Source organism: Corynebacterium sp. TAE3-ERU12, assembly GCF_019209905.1.
GTDB lineage: Bacteria > Actinomycetota > Actinomycetes > Mycobacteriales > Mycobacteriaceae > Corynebacterium.
This window is the reverse complement of sequence record NZ_JAHUTM010000003.1, coordinates 1-15,862: the sequence shown is the minus strand read 5'-3', so window position 1 is coordinate 15,862 and position 15,862 is coordinate 1. Positions and strand designations below refer to the sequence as shown.

Below are 15,862 nucleotides of genomic sequence, written 5' to 3'. Positions count from 1 at the left end.
GTGCTCCAGCCTACTTAGCGGGATCGTGGGAGAAAATCGTCAGCCGAAACCTGCACTTCACGCTGTTCATTCTCGATGTAGATAGCACCGCCGGCCACATAAATGCGGGTCGGATCGTCGGCAAGCGGCAGGTTATCGCCGGGCAGGGTGAGCGTGAAGATATCCATCACGTCGCGGTCACTTAAGGGGCATTCGTTATGCCGCACTTGGTAGGGGGTGATGTGTACCGTCCCTTGCCAGATACGTAATTTCACTGCGACTTCGGCGGGTTCGGAGCAGCCTTTCGGGGTGCCTTCGAGCAGCGCTTCGGTTTCCCATCCGCCACTGGGGGATTCGTCTTCGAGATTGCGTACGCGCAGGTCGGGGACGTCGATCAGTCCGCCTAGGGCGACCGCGTCGAGTTGGATGCGGGTGAAATATTTTTTGGTGCGCGCCTCGGTGAATTTGCCGGTGAGGATAGCTTTGGCGGGAACTTCGGCATTAACGGCACCAGATTCAACGGTGACCAGTCCTAGTCCCGGGATGTCGATATCGCGGGCGCGTGCCTTGATGGAACTCCATTGTCCGGTGATGAAGGAGGACGTGTAGGCCACGCCGCCGAGGCTGGTGTAGGGGGCTGCCGGCAGGTTGGCGTCTTCGCGCAGCGTGTTGGCGAAGGTGTGCTCGGCATGGATAGCCAGGGCCGTATCAGCCACCGCGGCGGTACCGAGGATGGCTGCGGCGGCGGTGGCGATTATGCGGGTGCGACGTGAATAAGGCACGGCTCCATTCCTACCCTTTTGCGTTATGGCATATCATCCCGGGAGTACCTTGTTGTGGACGGAGGTGGTGGCGATATGCGTTTGGCTTTGATCAGTAATAATCCCGATATCCGCGCCACGATCCCAACTCTTGGGTTGCTTAATCACGAGGTTGTCCGGTTGCCGGCGTCGGTGCAGGCCGCTGCATTGCTTGATGATGCCACCGTGGCGTTGATCGACGCGACTGGGCCGAATCTGTTGGCGGTACGTGAGTTGTGCCGCACGATTGCCGGCGCGAACCCAGACCTTCCGGTGGCGGTGTTGGCCGTGGATACGGCGTTAATTGCTTTGGATGGTTCGTGGGCGATTGATGATTTCATCTTGCCGGATGCCTCCCCGGCGGAGATTGATGCGCGCCTGCGGTTGCTGCTGTCGCGTCGCCCGGTGCCGGTGACTGAGGACGATGAGGACGCGATGATTGTGGTCGGCGACCTTGTTGTGGATGAGCACACCTACACTGCTCGGGTGCGGGGGCGCCAGCTTGACCTGACGTATAAGGAGTTTGAGCTGCTGCGTTATTTGGCGGCCAATGTGGGGCGTGTTTTCACTCGGGCCCAGCTCCTGGAGGACGTGTGGGGTTATGAGTATCGTGGCGGCACCCGCACCGTTGATGTGCATGTGCGTCGCCTGCGCGCCAAGCTTGGCCCTTCGCATGATGACCTCATTGCCACGGTGCGCAATGTCGGATATAAGGCCATCGACCCCGAAGCGGAGTAGCGCATGAACCCCACCGAGATCCTCCAGGCAGCCACTGCCCATGATGGAGTCGAGCCGTTGGGGGAGGCCTTCCTAAAGAAGCTTGCCGACGCTGTGTGCGTCCCGGGCGGGTTTGCTGTCGTTGATGGGGATACTGCTGAGCTGGTTGTGCACCCTGATAAACGTCGCCAGGGCATTGGTACGCAGTTATTGGCTCAGGTGCGCCCGGCCCAGGTGTGGGCGCACGGGAACTTGCCTGGTGCCCAGGCTTTGGCTCGTTCGGCGGGGATGATTGCAGGCCGGACGTTGTTGCAGATGTCGTTGCCCGGGCCGGCCGCAGAGGTGCCGGAGGCGCCGGCGGGTGTGCATGTGGAGAGCCTGCCGGAGGTACAGCAGCGCCTAGGGGAGCGGGAGGCCGATAAGCGGTGGTTGGCGGTTAATAACGAGGCTTTTGATTGGCACCCGGAACAGGGCGGCTGGGATCAGCAGCAGTTGGATGAGGCTCGGGATACCCAGTGGTTTGACCCCAATGGGGTGTTCTTTGCCGTTGCTGATGATGGTGAGGTTCTCGGGTTCCACTGGACCAAGATGCATAGCGCCGATGTGGGCGAGGTGTACGTGATTGGTCTGGCTGATGCTGCTCGTGGGCGCGGTATTGGCGGATGGTTAACCCGGGTGGGGATCGCGCATCTAGCCGCACGTGGGGTGCAAGAGGTGTTGCTGTACGTGGAGGCCGATAACACTCCGGCGGTGCGCACGTATGAGTCCATTGGCTTCAATATTTCTCAGGAAGACGTTCAGTATCGGTGGGCCTAGAGCCGGTTAAACAGCCAAATGTGATGTAAAACACGCCATCTGGCAAAGAAAATCCCCATGTTTACCCTCAGTTCATTTTTAGACAAGGGTTCGGCAACCGGCCGACGTTAACTTCAGGTTTCAGACAGGGCTACTGCGCCCCGTTATCGCTGTGCACCAAGCCTCGACTGGTTTGGTCGAAATATCCTGGAGGAAATTTTGCTGAACGCTGCACGCCACCGTACCGCTGCCATGATTGGTCTTACTGCCGTTGCCGGCCTCACCTTGTCGGCTTGTTCTGAGGAAGGTGCCGGCAATATTGAGGTCGAAGGCCTCAGCGAGGTTTCCGGCGAGCTGCAGGGTGAAGGCGCTAGCTCCCAGCAGCGCGCCATGGACTACTTCGCCTCCCTGTACGAGCAGGCTGCCCCCGGTTCCACTCTGTCCTACAACGCCTCGGGCTCTGGCGCCGGCCAGAAGCAGTTCATTGGTGGCGAGGTCGCCTTCGCTGGCTCTGACTCCCCGCTGAAGGATGACCAGGTTGCCGAGGCCACCGAGCGCTGTAGCGGTAACGCCCCGCTGCACCTGCCGATGGTTATCGGCCCGGTCGCTATCGCCTACAACCTGGGCGATATTGAGCTGACCCTGACCCCGGACGTCGTTGCCAAGATCTTCAACGGTGACATCACCGAGTGGAATGACCCGGCCATTGCAGAGCTCAATGACGGCGCTGACCTGCCGGACTCCGAGATTGAGGTTGTCTACCGCTCTGATGAGTCCGGTACCACCGATAACTTCATGAAGTTCCTGTCCGCCTCCGCTGGCGACGTGTGGCCGCACGAGCACTCCAAGGCCTTCCCGTCCGGCACCGGCGCCGGCGCCAAGGGCTCCTCCGGTGTTGCCGACCAGGTCAAGGAGATCGAAGGCTCCATCACCTACGTTGAGTCCGGCTTCGCCGAGGACAACGGCCTGGGTATCGCCAAGATTGACTTCGGCAACGGCCCGGTTGAGCTCAATGCTGAGTCCGTCAACACCGCCCTGGAGAACCTGGAATACAAGAGCGAAGGCAACGACATGGTTGTCGATGCCGAGAAGCTGTTCCAGCAGGATGGTGAGGGTGCCTACCCGCTGGTTCTGACCACCTACGAGATCGTCTGCTCCTCCGGCTACGACGATGAGACCCGTGACCTACTGAAGAACTTCCTCAAGGTCGTTCTTGAAGAGGGCCAGGGCGAGGAACTCGCCAACCTTGGCTACATCCCGGTTGACGGTGCGTTCAAGGACAAGCTGGTCGACGCTGTCGACTCCATCAACTAACAACATCATGTGACTGAGGCCGGTTTCCGCCATCCGAACGGAAACCGGCCGTGGCACGTATCGAAGGGTTCAATAATGACATCGTCGACACCTGTGAAAGGTGGCCTGACGCTCGATCAGGAGACTGAGGGACCGTCGCAGAAGAAGGGCTCCACGGCCGACCAGATCGATGCTTCCGGTTCTTCTGTAATTCGTCCGGGTGACCGGATCTTCCAGATTCTGTCCGTTGCGTCGTCTTCGCTGGTGACTGCCACCATTATTGCGATCGCAATCTTCTTGCTGGTTCGCGCAGTCCCGTCGATGAGCAATAACGTCGCGAATTTCCTGACGTACAACCAGGACTGGAATCTTCTCGACACCTCGGCGATGAAGTTCGGTATTCCGAACCTCTTCCTTTCGACCGTGGCCGTGTCGCTTTTGGCGCTGCTGCTGGCGATGCCAGTCGCATTGGGCATCGCTATCTTCCTGACCAGCTATGCCCCCAAGAAGCTCGTCAAGCCGTTGTCGTTCTTGGTGGACCTGCTCGCCGCAGTTCCGTCCATTGTCTACGGTATTTGGGGCTTCATGGCCGTGGGGCCGTTCCTCTCGGACGTCTACCGCTTCCTTGGTGAGAACCTCGGCTTCATTTTCCTGTTCCACCACTACGCCAACTCACCGGCGTACGACACCGGCCGTAACCTCTTTACTGGTGGCATCGTGCTGGCCATCATGATTCTTCCGGTTATTGCCGCCACCACCCGTGAGGTCTTCGTGCAGACCCCGAAGGGGCATATTGAGGCCGCGCAGGCCCTCGGTGCCACCCGCTGGGAAGTCACCAAGATGGCTGTGCTGCCCTTCGGCAAGTCCGGCTATATCGCTGGCTCCATGCTGGGCCTGGGACGTGCCCTCGGTGAAACGATGGCGCTGTACATGGTCCTCGCGCCGACCTCTCTGTTCCGTGGTTCGCTGCTTGACGGCGGCACCACCTTCGCCACCGCCATCGCGAATGCTGCCCCGGAGTTCAACGACAACCTCAAGGCCGGCGCCTACATGTCCGCTGGTCTGGTGCTGTTCTTGCTGACCTTCGTGGTCAACTCCGCTGCCCGTATCGTCGCCGGCAATAAGGGAAAGTAATGAGTAACGCCAATACCCCCGTAGCGGCTAGCCCGGACGCTAAGGTCCCCACCGCTGAAACCACCTTTACCCCCATCAGCAAGTCGCGGCGTAGCGCGGACAAATTTGCCGGTGTCATCATCTACGCGACCATGGCCATGGCGCTCATCCCGCTGATCTGGGTGCTGTTCTCTGTGGTCCAGCACGGCCTGCCGATGATCCTTTCCGCCGAGTGGTGGACCCGCTCGCAGCTCGGTATCACCGTGAGCTCTGAATCCGGCGGTGTCGCACACGCGGTTATCGGCACCCTCGTGCAGGCCCTTGTGACCTGTATTGTCACCATCCCGATCGGCATCTTCGTGGCCATCTACTTGGTGGAATACGCCAAGGGCTCCAAGCTCGGTTCCGTGACCACCTTCATGGTGGACATCCTGTCTGGTGTGCCGTCCATCGTGGCTTCCCTGTTCATCTACTCGATGTGGGTCGTCATGTTCGGCATGAACCGTTCAGGTGTGGCTGTGTCCCTGGCTTTGGTGCTGCTGATGCTCCCGCTGGTGATTCGTAATACCGAGGAGATGCTGCGCGTCGTGCCGGCTGACCTCCGTGAAGCTTCCTACGCCCTCGGCGTTCCGAAGTGGAAGACGATTGTCCGCATCGTGCTGCCCACCGCACTGTCCGGCATTGTCACCGGCATCATGCTGGCTGTTGCCCGAGTGATGGGCGAATCGGCCCCGATGCTGATTCTTGTGGCTACTTCCCGCATCATCACCTGGAACCCGCTGGGTCAGTCCCAGTCTTCGCTGCCACTGTTCATGCTGGACATGTACAAGGTCGGTGATACCGGCGCCGCCCAGGCCAAGATGTGGGGCGCAGCCCTGACCCTGGTCCTCATCATCACCCTCATCAATATCGCTGCCCGACTGATCTCTGCGAAGTACTCCGTCAAGCAGTAGTCGCTCGACCTTTCCGAAAGGTAATAACAATGGCCAAGCGCCTTGATCTTGAAAACGTTGACATCTACTACGGTGACTTCCACGCAGTTCAGAACGTCAACCTCCACGTTCCGCCGCGCTCGGTGACTGCCTTCATCGGCCCCTCCGGTTGCGGTAAGTCCACCGTGCTGCGCTCCCTGAACCGTATGCACGAGGTCATCCCGGGTGCCTACGTCACCGGCAAGGTGCTCCTTGACGGTGAAGATATCTACGGCAAGAAGGTGGACCCGGTGTCGGTGCGAAACACCATCGGCATGGTCTTCCAGAAAGCGAATCCGTTCCCGACCATGTCCATCGAGGACAATGTCGTGGCCGGCCTGAAGCTCTCCGGCGAGCGCGATAAGAAGAAGCTGCGCGAAATCGCCGAGAAGTCCCTGCGCTCCGCCAACCTCTGGGAAGAGGTCAAGGACCGCCTAGATAAGCCCGGTGGTGGACTGTCCGGTGGGCAGCAGCAGCGCCTGTGCATCGCTCGCGCCATTGCGGTCGAGCCTGAGGTTCTCCTCATGGATGAGCCCTGCTCCGCCCTGGACCCGATCTCGACCCTGGCCGTGGAGGACCTCATCCACGAGCTGAAGGAAGACTTCACCATCGTCATCGTGACGCACAATATGCAGCAGGCCGCACGTGTGTCCGACCAGACCGCCTTCTTCTCCCTCGAGGCCACCGGCAAGCCCGGTCAGCTCGTGGAAGTCGGCGAGACCAAGAAGATTTTCGAAAACCCCGACAAGAAGCAGACCGAGGACTACATCTCCGGCCGCTTCGGCTAAACCCAGACACACAACAAACCCCGCCCCGGCTGCTATCAGCCAGGAGCGGGGTTTGTTGTATTACCGGGCGCCCTACCGGGAGAAATTACGTTCCAGTGTTTCCAACCGCTTCTGCAGCTCTTTGCTCTCCGCATGAGACTGCTGGCGCTCCAGGTATTCAGCAGGCTTATAGCCGGTCGCGAGATACACCATCCGGGAACTCACCTCAACGGCATGGTCCGCATAGCGCTCGAAATAGCGCGACAATAACGTCACATCCACGGTGACCCGAGAGTTATACGGCCACCGATCCTCGCTTGTAGTCAGAGTTGCTAGGTGCTGGTGGATATCGTCGACAGCATCGTCCTGGCGGGCCATAGACAGCGCCAAATCCACGTCATATGTGATGAGGATCTCACGCATAGATTTGGTGATCGAGTCACAATTCCTCGCCATTTCCTTGAGGAAACCCTCCACACGTTCCGGCAAAGCCTTCTCCGGATGGCGGCGGCGGGCGATATTGGCGATATGTACGGACAATGAACCCATCCGGGTCAAGTCCTCCACGATATAAATTCCGGACACAATCTGGCGTAAATCACGCGCGACAGGTGCCTCTAAAGAGAGCAGTTCAATAGCACGCTCTTCGCAGCGAAGCCGCAGCTCATCGAGATGATCGATGCCGCTCAGGACGGATTCGGCGGCCTCTAAATTGGCGTCGAAAAGGGCCTTGGCAGCAGACTCATTCATCCCGTGGATGTGGTCGCACATGAGGATGAGATCATGGCCAAGGTGGTCCATTTGCTCGCGGTAAACGGTACGCATAACTCGCAATAGTATGCGTCGTACACCGTTTTCGCGCGCCAAGTACTTAGCCGCCGGAGTTCATCACGTCAGCGCCTACCGGCACAGTCCGATCCTCCGGATCATCAAGCCACCCCTCCGGCAAAACAACCTTGCCCGGAGACCCCTGGCGCCCACGCGGGCCATCGGCATCCGCAGGCCGGGCATCGGCATGATCACCAGTACGCAATACGTCCAGCAGTGAATCCAACTGCTCCAGTGAGGACACACGCGACAGTTGGCTACGTAATTCACCACCGGCCGGATACCCGCGCAGATACCAACCAATATGCTTGCGGATATCTCGGCAGGCCCTAGCCTCATCATCAGCGTCGGCCATGAGCTGAGCGTGCCGCAGCATGATGTCGGCCAGTGCGGCCAACGTCGGCGGTTCCGGGATTTCCCCACCATTAAGGTCGGCTGAAATCTGAGCGAACAGCCACGGGCGGCCCAGGCAGCCACGGCCAATAACCACACCATCGCAGCCAGTCTCGGCCATCATCGTGCGTGCGTCCGAAGCGGCGAAAATATCACCATTGCCCAACACCGGGATGCCCGTGCCGTCCATATGCTCCTTCAGGCGGGCGATCTCGGCCCAATCGGCCTTACCGGAGTACCGCTGGGCCGCAGTGCGTCCATGCAGCGCCACCGCGGCCGCACCCATATCGGCGGCGATGCGGCCGGCGTCGAGATGCGTGTGGTGCTCGGCATCAATACCAACCCGGAATTTCACCGTCACTGGAATATTGGTGCCCGCCACCCCGCGGACGGCCGCGGCAATAATGTCGGCAAAGAGGCGGCGTTTATACGGCAGTGCAGCGCCGCCGCCCCGGCGGGTGACCTTGGGCACAGGGCAGCCGAAGTTGAGGTCGAGATGATCGGCGATATCTTCTTCGGCAATCATCCGGGCCGCGCGTTCTGTCCACTCCGGGTCGGTGGTGTAGAGCTGCATGGAGCGCGGGTCCTCATCGGGCGCGAACTCGGTCATTTTGAGGGTTTTGTCGTTGCGCTCCACAAGGGCGCGGGCGGTGATCATTTCGCACACGTATAACCCGGAGACCGTGCCGGTGAGTTCGCGCTCTTGTTGTCGACACAGCGACCGAAACGCCATGTCGGTGACACCGGCCATGGGGGCCAGTACGACCGGGGAGGCGAGTTTGAAGGGACCAATCTGCAGCTTGCTCACGCCGGGAATTGTTGCACCGCAACGCGCCGCAGTGAAATCGCCGGCTAGTACACCTTCCACCAGCTCATACCGGACTGTGGGCACATAATTTTGGGCATGTGCACGCCGCTAGTTTGGTTCGCCGGGCGCTGTGGTTAGAATGTTCACGCACGGGCCTCTAGCTCAGTTGGTAGAGCTACGGACTTTTAATCCGCAGGTCGTGGGTTCGAGCCCCACGGGGCCCACCAAAAAAGGCCGACCATCTTGGCATGGTCGGCCTTTTTTCTATGTCTTATGCAGGCACAGCAGCGGTACGCTTGTGCTATCACGCTGATAAGGAGAACTTGAGATGTGTACTCGCCGCGAAAAAATGGCCCTTGGGGTCATGGCCGGCTATATCGCCCTGATGGCCATTGGCCTGGGCGTGTGGAGGTTCGCCTTTGGTATTTACTACGCCGACGCGAACTTCGGTAAGACCTACGTGATCGTCGAAGCCGCCATGTGCACCTTCGCCTGGTTTGGTTGGCGTTGGATTGAACGAACCCATTTCTCCGGCGACGAAAAACCCATCCCGCCGACCTTCGGCAAGATCCGCCGAGCCTGGGTTTTCGCCCCATTTGCTCTGACTTTGGGGTACGCGGTGTTGGTGTTGCTTATCGACGGGCATGTCCCAGACTCGGTATGGCCAGTGGTGTCCTTGCTTATCCTGGTCGCGTTTGTGGGCTTCTCGGAGGAACTTATTTTCCGTGGTGTGGTGCTGCGTAACTTCATGGCGGAGCGTTCCGTTTTTGTGGCCATCGTGGTCTCTGCGACTGGTTTTAGCCTGTTGCACTCGGTGAATGTGATTGGTGGTCTGCCGCTGCAGGATGTGCTGATGCAGATGGCGTCGACATTCTCGGCGGGTCTACTTTTCGCGGGTTTGTACCTGTGTCTGAATAGCCTGTGGCCGCTGATGATTTACCACGCCCTGTTCGACTTCAGTTTGCTGGCCAGCGGTCTTTTTGGTGTTGATATGCAGTACCACTTGGTGCCGTTGACGCTGCTGGAGTATCTGCTGGTCATCCCGATTGTGTGGTGGGTGGCTACCCGGTACAAGGTACCGCAGGATGAAATGATGCTGAACACCTAAAAACAGCCGTAGCTACCAGCGGTTTTGGTGGATCTGGGGTGGTGTTCTATGATTTCTAAACGTTGCCCTGCGAGGGGCAGCGCTGAGGTGAGCTCCCATCGTCTAGGGGCCTAGGACTCCGCCCTTTCACGGCGGCAACACGGGTTCGAATCCCGTTGGGAGTACCACCTCAATTAAGGCCCTGTGGCGCAGTTGGTTAGCGCGCCGCCCTGTCACGGCGGAGGTCGCGGGTTCAAGTCCCGTCAGGGTCGCCAAAAGAAGCGCCGGTACTTCCGGCGCTTCTTTTGTTTTCACCTATTTACCAGGTGATTTGTGTGCGTAGTCTGCGCCTGTGTAGAGTACTCGCTTGTGCAACAGGCCAGCCTGAAGCACACAAAAATTGGCAATATGGCCCTGTGGCGCAGTTGGTTAGCGCGCCGCCCTGTCACGGCGGAGGTCGCGGGTTCAAGTCCCGTCAGGGTCGCCAGAGGTTCCTCTTCGGAGGGGCTTCCGGCCAGATAGCTCAGTCGGTAGAGCGTCCGCCTGAAAAGTGGAAGGTCAGCGGTTCGATCCCGCTTCTGGCCACAGCCAATGCAGCAGGCCCGGGTTTTTACCCGGGCCTGCTTTGCTGTTCTTTATGGGCAGATAAGATAGTCCCATGACCGTTGAATCCGCTTCGCCCGGCACTCTGTCGAATGACGACACGCTACCCCCGGTGGTCCGTCTGTTTGTCTTCGCTGATGAAGACCAGCGTGCCGAAGCCGCACAGCGTGTGCGCGATGAGTTAGCCGAACTTGTGCCCGATGCCGGCGCTGAGGTCTATGAGGACGTCATGCCGGCCTCACCGACGCTTGAGGTGCTCTCTGCGGCCTGGCGTGAGGCTAACCCAGGCCAAGACCCGGGGGCGCGCCGCAATCAGCGCATCACCATTGTGGTGCCCGATATGAGCTACGCGGAGCTTGCTGACCTGTCTGGGCCTCTTGCTGAGGCAGTGAGCCCCGGCTGGAGCGTTGGTATGGCTGCAGCGCGTGCGGAAGGCTCTGGCCGGCTGCCGTGCCGGGTGGCTGTGGGGCGTGCCGACGAGCATCCCGGCGAGCCGCCTTTGCCGTACCAGGAGCAGTCTTAGATTCCGTCGCCGTCGCCGGCTACGTACAGCGACGGGTCGACTAGCGGCTTGCATTCTTCTGGTTTGCGGTGCCGCACCTCGGCGGGAACGCCGGTGAGGATGGAATCCGGTGGGGCGTCGTGCGTGACGACGGCGTTGGCGCCGATTGCGCAGCGCTCACCGATAATTACGGGACCTAGGACCTTTGCGCCGGCGCCGACGGTGACCCCATCACAGATGGTGGGGTGGCGTTTGACAGGCGCAAGGCTGCGTCCGCCGAGGGTGACTCCGTGATAGAGCATCACGTCATCACCGATCTCGGTGGTTTCGCCGATAACCACGCCCATGCCGTGGTCGATAAAGAAACGGCGGCCAATGGTGGCGCCGGGGTGGATCTCAATCCCGGTCAGAAACCGGGTGAATTGGGCCTGGATGCGTGCGACGCCTTTCCAGGCGCCGCCGCGCAGCCAGAACCGGTGCGCGATTCGATGTGACCAAATCGCGTGGAGGCCGGAATACACAACCGCGTTTTCCGCATCCCCGCGGGCGGCGGGGTCATGGTTGCGCGCGTTGCGTAGGTCTTCCCTCATGGTCTCCAGGAACTGAAACATGATCCTAGATAGTAGTTCAGTCCTGAAGATCGGAGAACAAGGCGGTGGAGACGTAGCGCTCACCGAAATCCGGGATCACGGTGACGATGAGCTTGTCCTGGTTTTCCGGACGTGCGGCGACCTCAAGAGCGGCAGCGACATTGGCGCCGGCGGAGATACCAGCGAAGATGCCTTCCTTAGCGGAAAGCTCGCGGGCGACCTCCATGGCGCGTTCATTGCTGATGTCGATGACTTCGTCGAGCTGATCGCGGTCGAGAACATCGGGCACGAAGTTTGCGCCGAGGCCCTGGATCTTGTGCGGGCCGGCGGTGCCTTCAGTAAGTAGGGGAGAAGCGGCCGGCTCGACGCCGACGAGGTTGACTGCCGGCTTCTTGGCCTTGAGGTGGCGGCCTGCGCCGGTAATGGTGCCACCGGTGCCGATGCCGACGACGAAGAAGTCAACCTCACCGTCGGTCTGCTCCCAGATTTCCGGGCCGGTGGTGGCCTCGTGGATTTCCGGGTTGGCCTGGTTAGCGAACTGGCGCGCCAGGATGCTGTTTTCGGTATTGGCCACAATTTCGTTGGCCTTCTCTACTGCGCCACGCATGCCTTCAGCGCCCGGGGTGAGCACAAGCTTGGCGCCGAAAGCGCGGAGTACGATACGGCGCTCATTAGACATTGTGTCCGGCATGGTGAGGATCACGTCGTAACCGCGCGCCGCGCCGACCATGGCCAGTGCGATACCGGTATTACCGGAGGTACCTTCGACAATGGTGCCGCCGGGCTGGAGCTCTCCGGAGCGTTCGGCTGCGTCAATAATGGCCTTACCGATGCGATCTTTAACGGAGTTCGCCGGGTTGGCGCCTTCAAGCTTGACCGCAATATTGCCGGGCAGGTCGGCACCGATACGATTGAGCTTCACCATAGGGGTGTTGCCGACTAGTTCAGTGACATCGTTGAAAATGGTCATGTCAGGGTCCTTTCATCTGAGTGAGGCCCCTACCGTACTAGCACCTAGCACGTAAGTACAGACCGGTACGTCTATATGGTGAAAAATCGGTCTATGCACAACCTGCGTGATGCTCCATGATGGAATCACGCCAACCCCTCCCATAGAAAAGGACTGCGCTCGATGTCCAATTACGAGACCATTCTGACCAGCGTCGATGGCCGCGTCGCCACCATTACTCTCAACCGCCCCAAGGCTCTCAACGCGCTGAATACCACCGTTATGAAGGAGCTCGTTGAGGCCGTCGAAGGTTATGAGGCCGACCGCGGAATTGGCGCCATTGTCATCATTGGCTCCGAAAAGGCTTTTGCCGCCGGCGCCGATATCAAGGAAATGGTCGATCTGCGGTACCCGGCTATCTTTGTCGACGACATTTTCTCCGGCTGGGATCGCCTGCAGAAGGTCCGCACGCCCATCATTACTGCCGTGTCGGGCTATGCCCTCGGCGGCGGCTGCGAACTCGCGATGATGGGTGACATTCTCCTTGCCGCCGATAACGCTAAGTTCGGCCAGCCGGAAATCACCCTCGGCGTTATTCCCGGCATGGGTGGTTCACAGCGCCTGACCCAGGCCATCGGCAAGGCTAAGTCGATGGACATGATTCTCACCGGTCGTCAGATCGGCGCCGAAGAGGCGGAGCGTTCCGGGCTGGTGTCCCGTGTGCTGCCGCTGGAGGGTTTTGCTGAGGCTGTGGCCGACATTGCTGCCCATGTTGCCGATATGCCGCTGAGCGCTGCATATGCCGCCACTGAGGCCGTGGATCGGTCCTTCGAGGTCTCCTTGGCTGAGGGTGTGCATTATGAGCGTCGGGTGTTCCACTCGCTGTTCTCCTCGCCCAATAAGGTCGAGGGCATGAAGGCCTTTATCGAGAAGCGCCGCCCGAAGTGGGACCGGGGGTAGTGAAGGTGTATCCAACAGGGGGCACGGCAATCACGAGATGTGAGGCATAACGCACTGATCGATGCCCGTTTCGAGGGTACAATCGAGGCCGTACTCGTGATTGTCCCCCCACTTGGGGGTTCATACCGGGATTTTGTCTTTATCCGGGTAGCGGAGCAGGAGGAAGCTGGATGGATCCCCACCGCATTGCTGACGACGACGAAGTCATTCGATCGTCGCTGGTCAGCCTGAAAAACACCACCGGAATACCGGTGACGGCTTACGGCGACGTCATCGAGCCGGCCAAGCTGAAGATCACCCATTGGGTGGGGTTGCGTACTCCAGCACTGCACAACCTCATCATTGATGCCGGTTCTGGTGTCGGTGGCCGCGTGCTTGCAACGCGACGGCCGGTGGGGGTGAGTGATTACCTACGCGCCAAGGTGATCACCCATGAATACGATGACGCGATTCGCGATGAGGGACTCCATTCCCTCGTCGCGGTCCCCGTCATCGTCGGACGCAATGTGCGCGGTGTGCTCTATGGCGGTGTTCATTCCTCCGTCCGCCTCGGCGACAAGGTGCTGGAAGAAGTCACCATGACCGCGCGCAGCCTGGAACAAGACCTTGCTGTTGCTGATGCCTGCCGCAATCTTGACCGCACCGCGACCAATAAGGGCCGCCGCGTGATGAACGGGGCTGAGTGGGAGCAGGTGCGTTCTACCCACTCCCGGCTGCGGATGTTGGCTAACCGCATCGAGGATGAAGATATTCGCGGCGAGCTTGAAGAGTTGTGCGACCAGATGGTCAGCCCGGTTCGGGTGAAGCAGACCACCAAGCTTTCTGCCCGTGAGCTCGACGTTCTTGCTTGTGTGGCTCTTGGCCACACCAATGTCGAAGCTGCCGAGGAAATGGGCATTGGTGCTGAGACGGTGAAGTCTTATCTGCGCTCGGTGATGCGCAAACTCGGCGCGCACACCCGGTATGAGGCAGTGAATGCGGCTCGCCGGATAGGTGCGTTGCCCTAACAGTGGGCCCCGACGCTGCTTTTGTGGTTGTGTTTAGACCGTGACTGCCGAAATTTTCCTCGTCGGTGGCGGCGCTCGGCTTCAGGGCCAGGTGCGCGTTACCGGGGCTAAGAACTCTGTACTCAAGTTGATGGGCGCTGCGCTGCTCGCAGAAGGCACTACGGTGCTGCGCAATTGCCCCGATATCGATGATGTTCCCCTGATGCAGAATGTGCTCGAGGGCCTTGGCTGCCAGGTGGAGCGGGATCGCGATGTTGTTGCGATCACGGTGCCGCGCGAGATTTCCTCGCGTGCGGATTTTGAGGCTGTGCGCCAGTTCCGCGCCTCAGTTTGTGTGCTCGGCCCGCTGACTGCGCGGTGCAGTGAAGCTGTTGTTGCTCTTCCTGGTGGTGACGCTATTGGTTCGCGTCCTTTGGATATGCACCAGTCTGGGTTGGAGCGCCTGGGTGCGACCACCCGGATCGAGCATGGTTGTGTGGTTGCCCAGGCGGCAAGGCTGCAGGGTGCTGCGATTGTGCTGGACTTCCCGTCGGTTGGTGCCACCGAAAATATTCTTACTGCAGCGGTGCTTGCCGACGGTGTGACCACCTTGGATAACGCTGCCCGAGAGCCGGAGATTGTGGACCTGTGCAATATGCTCTGCGCGATGGGCGCGCGCATTTCCGGTGCGGGTACCAACACCATCACCGTTGAGGGCGTCGATTCGTTGCACGCTACTGAGCATGAGGTGGTGGGCGACCGGATTGTTGCTGGTACGTGGGCCTATGCCGCCGCAATGACGCGCGGTGATATCACCGTCGGTGGTATTGACCCCATTCACCTGCATCTTCCGCTGGAGAAGCTGCGTGTTGCTGGTGCGCAGGTGGAGTCTTTCCCGACGGGTTTCCGTGTTCGTGGAACCGAGGCTCCGCATTCGTTGAACTATCAGACGTTGCCGTTCCCGGGCTTTCCGACGGATTTGCAGCCGATGGCCATTGCGATGGCAGCGGTGAGTCAGGGCTCGAGCGTGTTGACGGAGAATGTTTTCGAGTCGCGCTTCCGCTTCGTTGACGAGATGATTCGCCTGGGTGCGGACGCAACGATTGATGGTCACCATGTGATGATTCGCGGTAAGCAGGCGTTGTCGTCTGCTCCGGTGTGGTCATCGGATATTCGCGCTGGGGCTGGTTTGGTGCTTGCCGGTTTGTGTGCAGAGCCTGGTGGGCAGACCGAAGTGCACGATGTCTACCACATTGATCGTGGCTATCCGCGGTTCGTGGAAACGTTGTGTGAACTTGGTGCAGATGTGCGTAGGCATACCCGTTAAACCGTGCTAAAACCGGCGTTACCCTGCCGTTTTGGTATTGGCAGGACTCAGTTGTAATGTAGTCCGGGCTGGCGCAAGCTAGCGGGAGTTATTCCCAAGTTCACCTCGATTTTGCAATCGGGACGGACATGGTTTAAACTCCAATCTCGCTGCCAATCGGGAGCCGGAAACGGAAACCGATGGTGTGCGCGTGTTGTGTGAGAACTCGATAGTGTGCCGATGTACTAATTTTTTTTGTGTGCATTGCTGGTTGCGTGCCCTTTTTTTGGGTGTGTGGTTGGTGGTGTGCGCGTTGGGTGCCTGCCCGCTCCCCGTGTGTGGTGGGTGCCTTTTTTGGAAATGCCAGACCGGCTGGCGCCTGCTTTGTGTGGGTGTTGGTTGGTGTGTTGTTTTT

At 59.7% G+C, this 15,862-nt stretch carries 16 protein-coding genes and 5 tRNA genes; 16 read left to right on the top strand and 5 right to left on the bottom strand.

The window, feature by feature from the left end; genetic code table 11:
* Positions 1-14: 14 nt before the first annotated feature.
* A complete protein-coding gene (locus KRX51_RS08015) occupies positions 15-761 on the bottom strand; it encodes a DUF2993 domain-containing protein (RefSeq protein ID WP_218362625.1) in 747 nt (248 codons plus the stop codon).
* 75 nt (positions 762-836) lie between these two features.
* Between KRX51_RS08015 and KRX51_RS08010 the strand changes: the two genes are divergently transcribed.
* From KRX51_RS08010 to pstB, 6 genes are all read left to right on the top strand, one after another.
* Positions 837-1,517, top strand: a complete 681-nt coding sequence (locus KRX51_RS08010) for a response regulator transcription factor (RefSeq protein WP_218362624.1) — start codon at positions 837-839, stop codon at positions 1,515-1,517.
* Positions 1,518-1,520: 3 nt separating this feature from the next.
* On the top strand, positions 1,521-2,312 hold the full coding sequence (gene mshD / locus KRX51_RS08005) for a mycothiol synthase (protein WP_218362623.1): 792 nt from the start codon (positions 1,521-1,523) through the stop codon (positions 2,310-2,312).
* A gap of 201 nt (positions 2,313-2,513) precedes the next feature.
* The gene (pstS, locus tag KRX51_RS08000) at positions 2,514-3,605 is read left to right on the top strand and encodes a phosphate ABC transporter substrate-binding protein PstS (protein WP_370625085.1); all 1,092 of its coding nucleotides are present in this window, start codon (positions 2,514-2,516) and stop codon (positions 3,603-3,605) included.
* A 75-nt stretch (positions 3,606-3,680) separates the two neighbouring features.
* Positions 3,681-4,718 carry a phosphate ABC transporter permease subunit PstC gene (gene pstC / locus KRX51_RS07995; protein WP_218362622.1) on the top strand — a complete coding sequence of 346 codons (1,038 nt, stop codon included), beginning with the start codon at positions 3,681-3,683 and terminating at the stop codon, positions 4,716-4,718.
* Positions 4,718-5,650: a phosphate ABC transporter permease PstA gene (gene pstA / locus KRX51_RS07990; protein ID WP_218362621.1), complete on the top strand. Its 933-nt coding sequence runs from the start codon at positions 4,718-4,720 to the stop codon at positions 5,648-5,650. Before pstC ends, pstA begins: the two co-directional genes overlap by 1 nt.
* A gap of 29 nt (positions 5,651-5,679) precedes the next feature.
* Entirely contained in the window at positions 5,680-6,456 is a 777-nt protein-coding gene (pstB, locus tag KRX51_RS07985; protein WP_218362620.1) for a phosphate ABC transporter ATP-binding protein PstB, read from the top strand.
* Between the two features lie 72 nt (positions 6,457-6,528).
* Here pstB and phoU read toward each other — a convergent pair whose 3' ends face one another.
* Together phoU and dusB are read right to left on the bottom strand one after the other, a co-directional pair.
* Positions 6,529-7,260, bottom strand: a complete 732-nt coding sequence (gene phoU, locus KRX51_RS07980) for a phosphate signaling complex protein PhoU (RefSeq protein ID WP_218362619.1) — start codon at positions 7,258-7,260, stop codon at positions 6,529-6,531.
* Positions 7,261-7,306: 46 nt separating this feature from the next.
* A complete protein-coding gene (gene dusB / locus KRX51_RS07975; protein ID WP_218362858.1) occupies positions 7,307-8,455 on the bottom strand; it encodes a tRNA dihydrouridine synthase DusB in 1,149 nt (382 codons plus the stop codon).
* Between the two features lie 160 nt (positions 8,456-8,615).
* On the opposite strand from dusB, the gene KRX51_RS07970 reads away from it, so the two are divergent.
* From KRX51_RS07970 to KRX51_RS07940, 7 genes are all read left to right on the top strand, one after another.
* Positions 8,616-8,691 (top strand) — tRNA-Lys (locus tag KRX51_RS07970).
* A 101-nt stretch (positions 8,692-8,792) separates the two neighbouring features.
* On the top strand, positions 8,793-9,572 hold the full coding sequence (locus KRX51_RS07965) for a CPBP family intramembrane glutamic endopeptidase (RefSeq protein WP_218362618.1): 780 nt from the start codon (positions 8,793-8,795) through the stop codon (positions 9,570-9,572).
* A 91-nt stretch (positions 9,573-9,663) separates the two neighbouring features.
* Positions 9,664-9,739, top strand: a tRNA-Glu gene (locus tag KRX51_RS07960).
* 10 nt (positions 9,740-9,749) lie between these two features.
* A tRNA-Asp gene (locus KRX51_RS07955) sits at positions 9,750-9,826 on the top strand.
* Between the two features lie 135 nt (positions 9,827-9,961).
* Positions 9,962-10,038, top strand: a tRNA-Asp gene (locus KRX51_RS07950).
* A 25-nt stretch (positions 10,039-10,063) separates the two neighbouring features.
* Positions 10,064-10,136: transfer RNA gene (locus KRX51_RS07945), tRNA-Phe, on the top strand.
* A gap of 73 nt (positions 10,137-10,209) precedes the next feature.
* On the top strand, positions 10,210-10,677 hold the full coding sequence (locus KRX51_RS07940) for a hypothetical protein (RefSeq protein WP_218362617.1): 468 nt from the start codon (positions 10,210-10,212) through the stop codon (positions 10,675-10,677).
* Here the strand turns inward: KRX51_RS07940 and epsC are convergent.
* Both epsC and cysK read right to left on the bottom strand, forming a co-directional pair.
* Positions 10,674-11,267 carry a serine O-acetyltransferase EpsC gene (gene epsC, locus KRX51_RS07935; RefSeq protein WP_218362616.1) on the bottom strand — a complete coding sequence of 198 codons (594 nt, stop codon included), beginning with the start codon at positions 11,265-11,267 and terminating at the stop codon, positions 10,674-10,676. The two genes, KRX51_RS07940 and epsC, sit on opposite strands and share 4 nt — an antisense overlap.
* A gap of 16 nt (positions 11,268-11,283) precedes the next feature.
* The gene (gene cysK / locus KRX51_RS07930) at positions 11,284-12,216 is read right to left on the bottom strand and encodes a cysteine synthase A (protein WP_218362615.1); all 933 of its coding nucleotides are present in this window, start codon (positions 12,214-12,216) and stop codon (positions 11,284-11,286) included.
* Positions 12,217-12,378: 162 nt separating this feature from the next.
* Here cysK and KRX51_RS07925 point away from each other — a divergent pair, with 162 nt between their 5' ends.
* The 3 genes from KRX51_RS07925 (at position 12,379) to murA (ending at position 15,468) form a co-directional block, all read left to right on the top strand.
* Positions 12,379-13,155, top strand: a complete 777-nt coding sequence (locus tag KRX51_RS07925) for an enoyl-CoA hydratase-related protein (protein ID WP_218362614.1) — start codon at positions 12,379-12,381, stop codon at positions 13,153-13,155.
* A gap of 170 nt (positions 13,156-13,325) precedes the next feature.
* Entirely contained in the window at positions 13,326-14,162 is an 837-nt protein-coding gene (ramA, locus tag KRX51_RS07920) for an acetate metabolism transcriptional regulator RamA (RefSeq protein ID WP_218362613.1), read from the top strand.
* 40 nt (positions 14,163-14,202) lie between these two features.
* Positions 14,203-15,468, top strand: coding sequence for a UDP-N-acetylglucosamine 1-carboxyvinyltransferase (gene murA, locus KRX51_RS07915; RefSeq protein WP_218362612.1), 1,266 nt, complete (start codon positions 14,203-14,205; stop codon positions 15,466-15,468).
* The last annotated feature ends 394 nt before the right edge of the window (positions 15,469-15,862 follow it).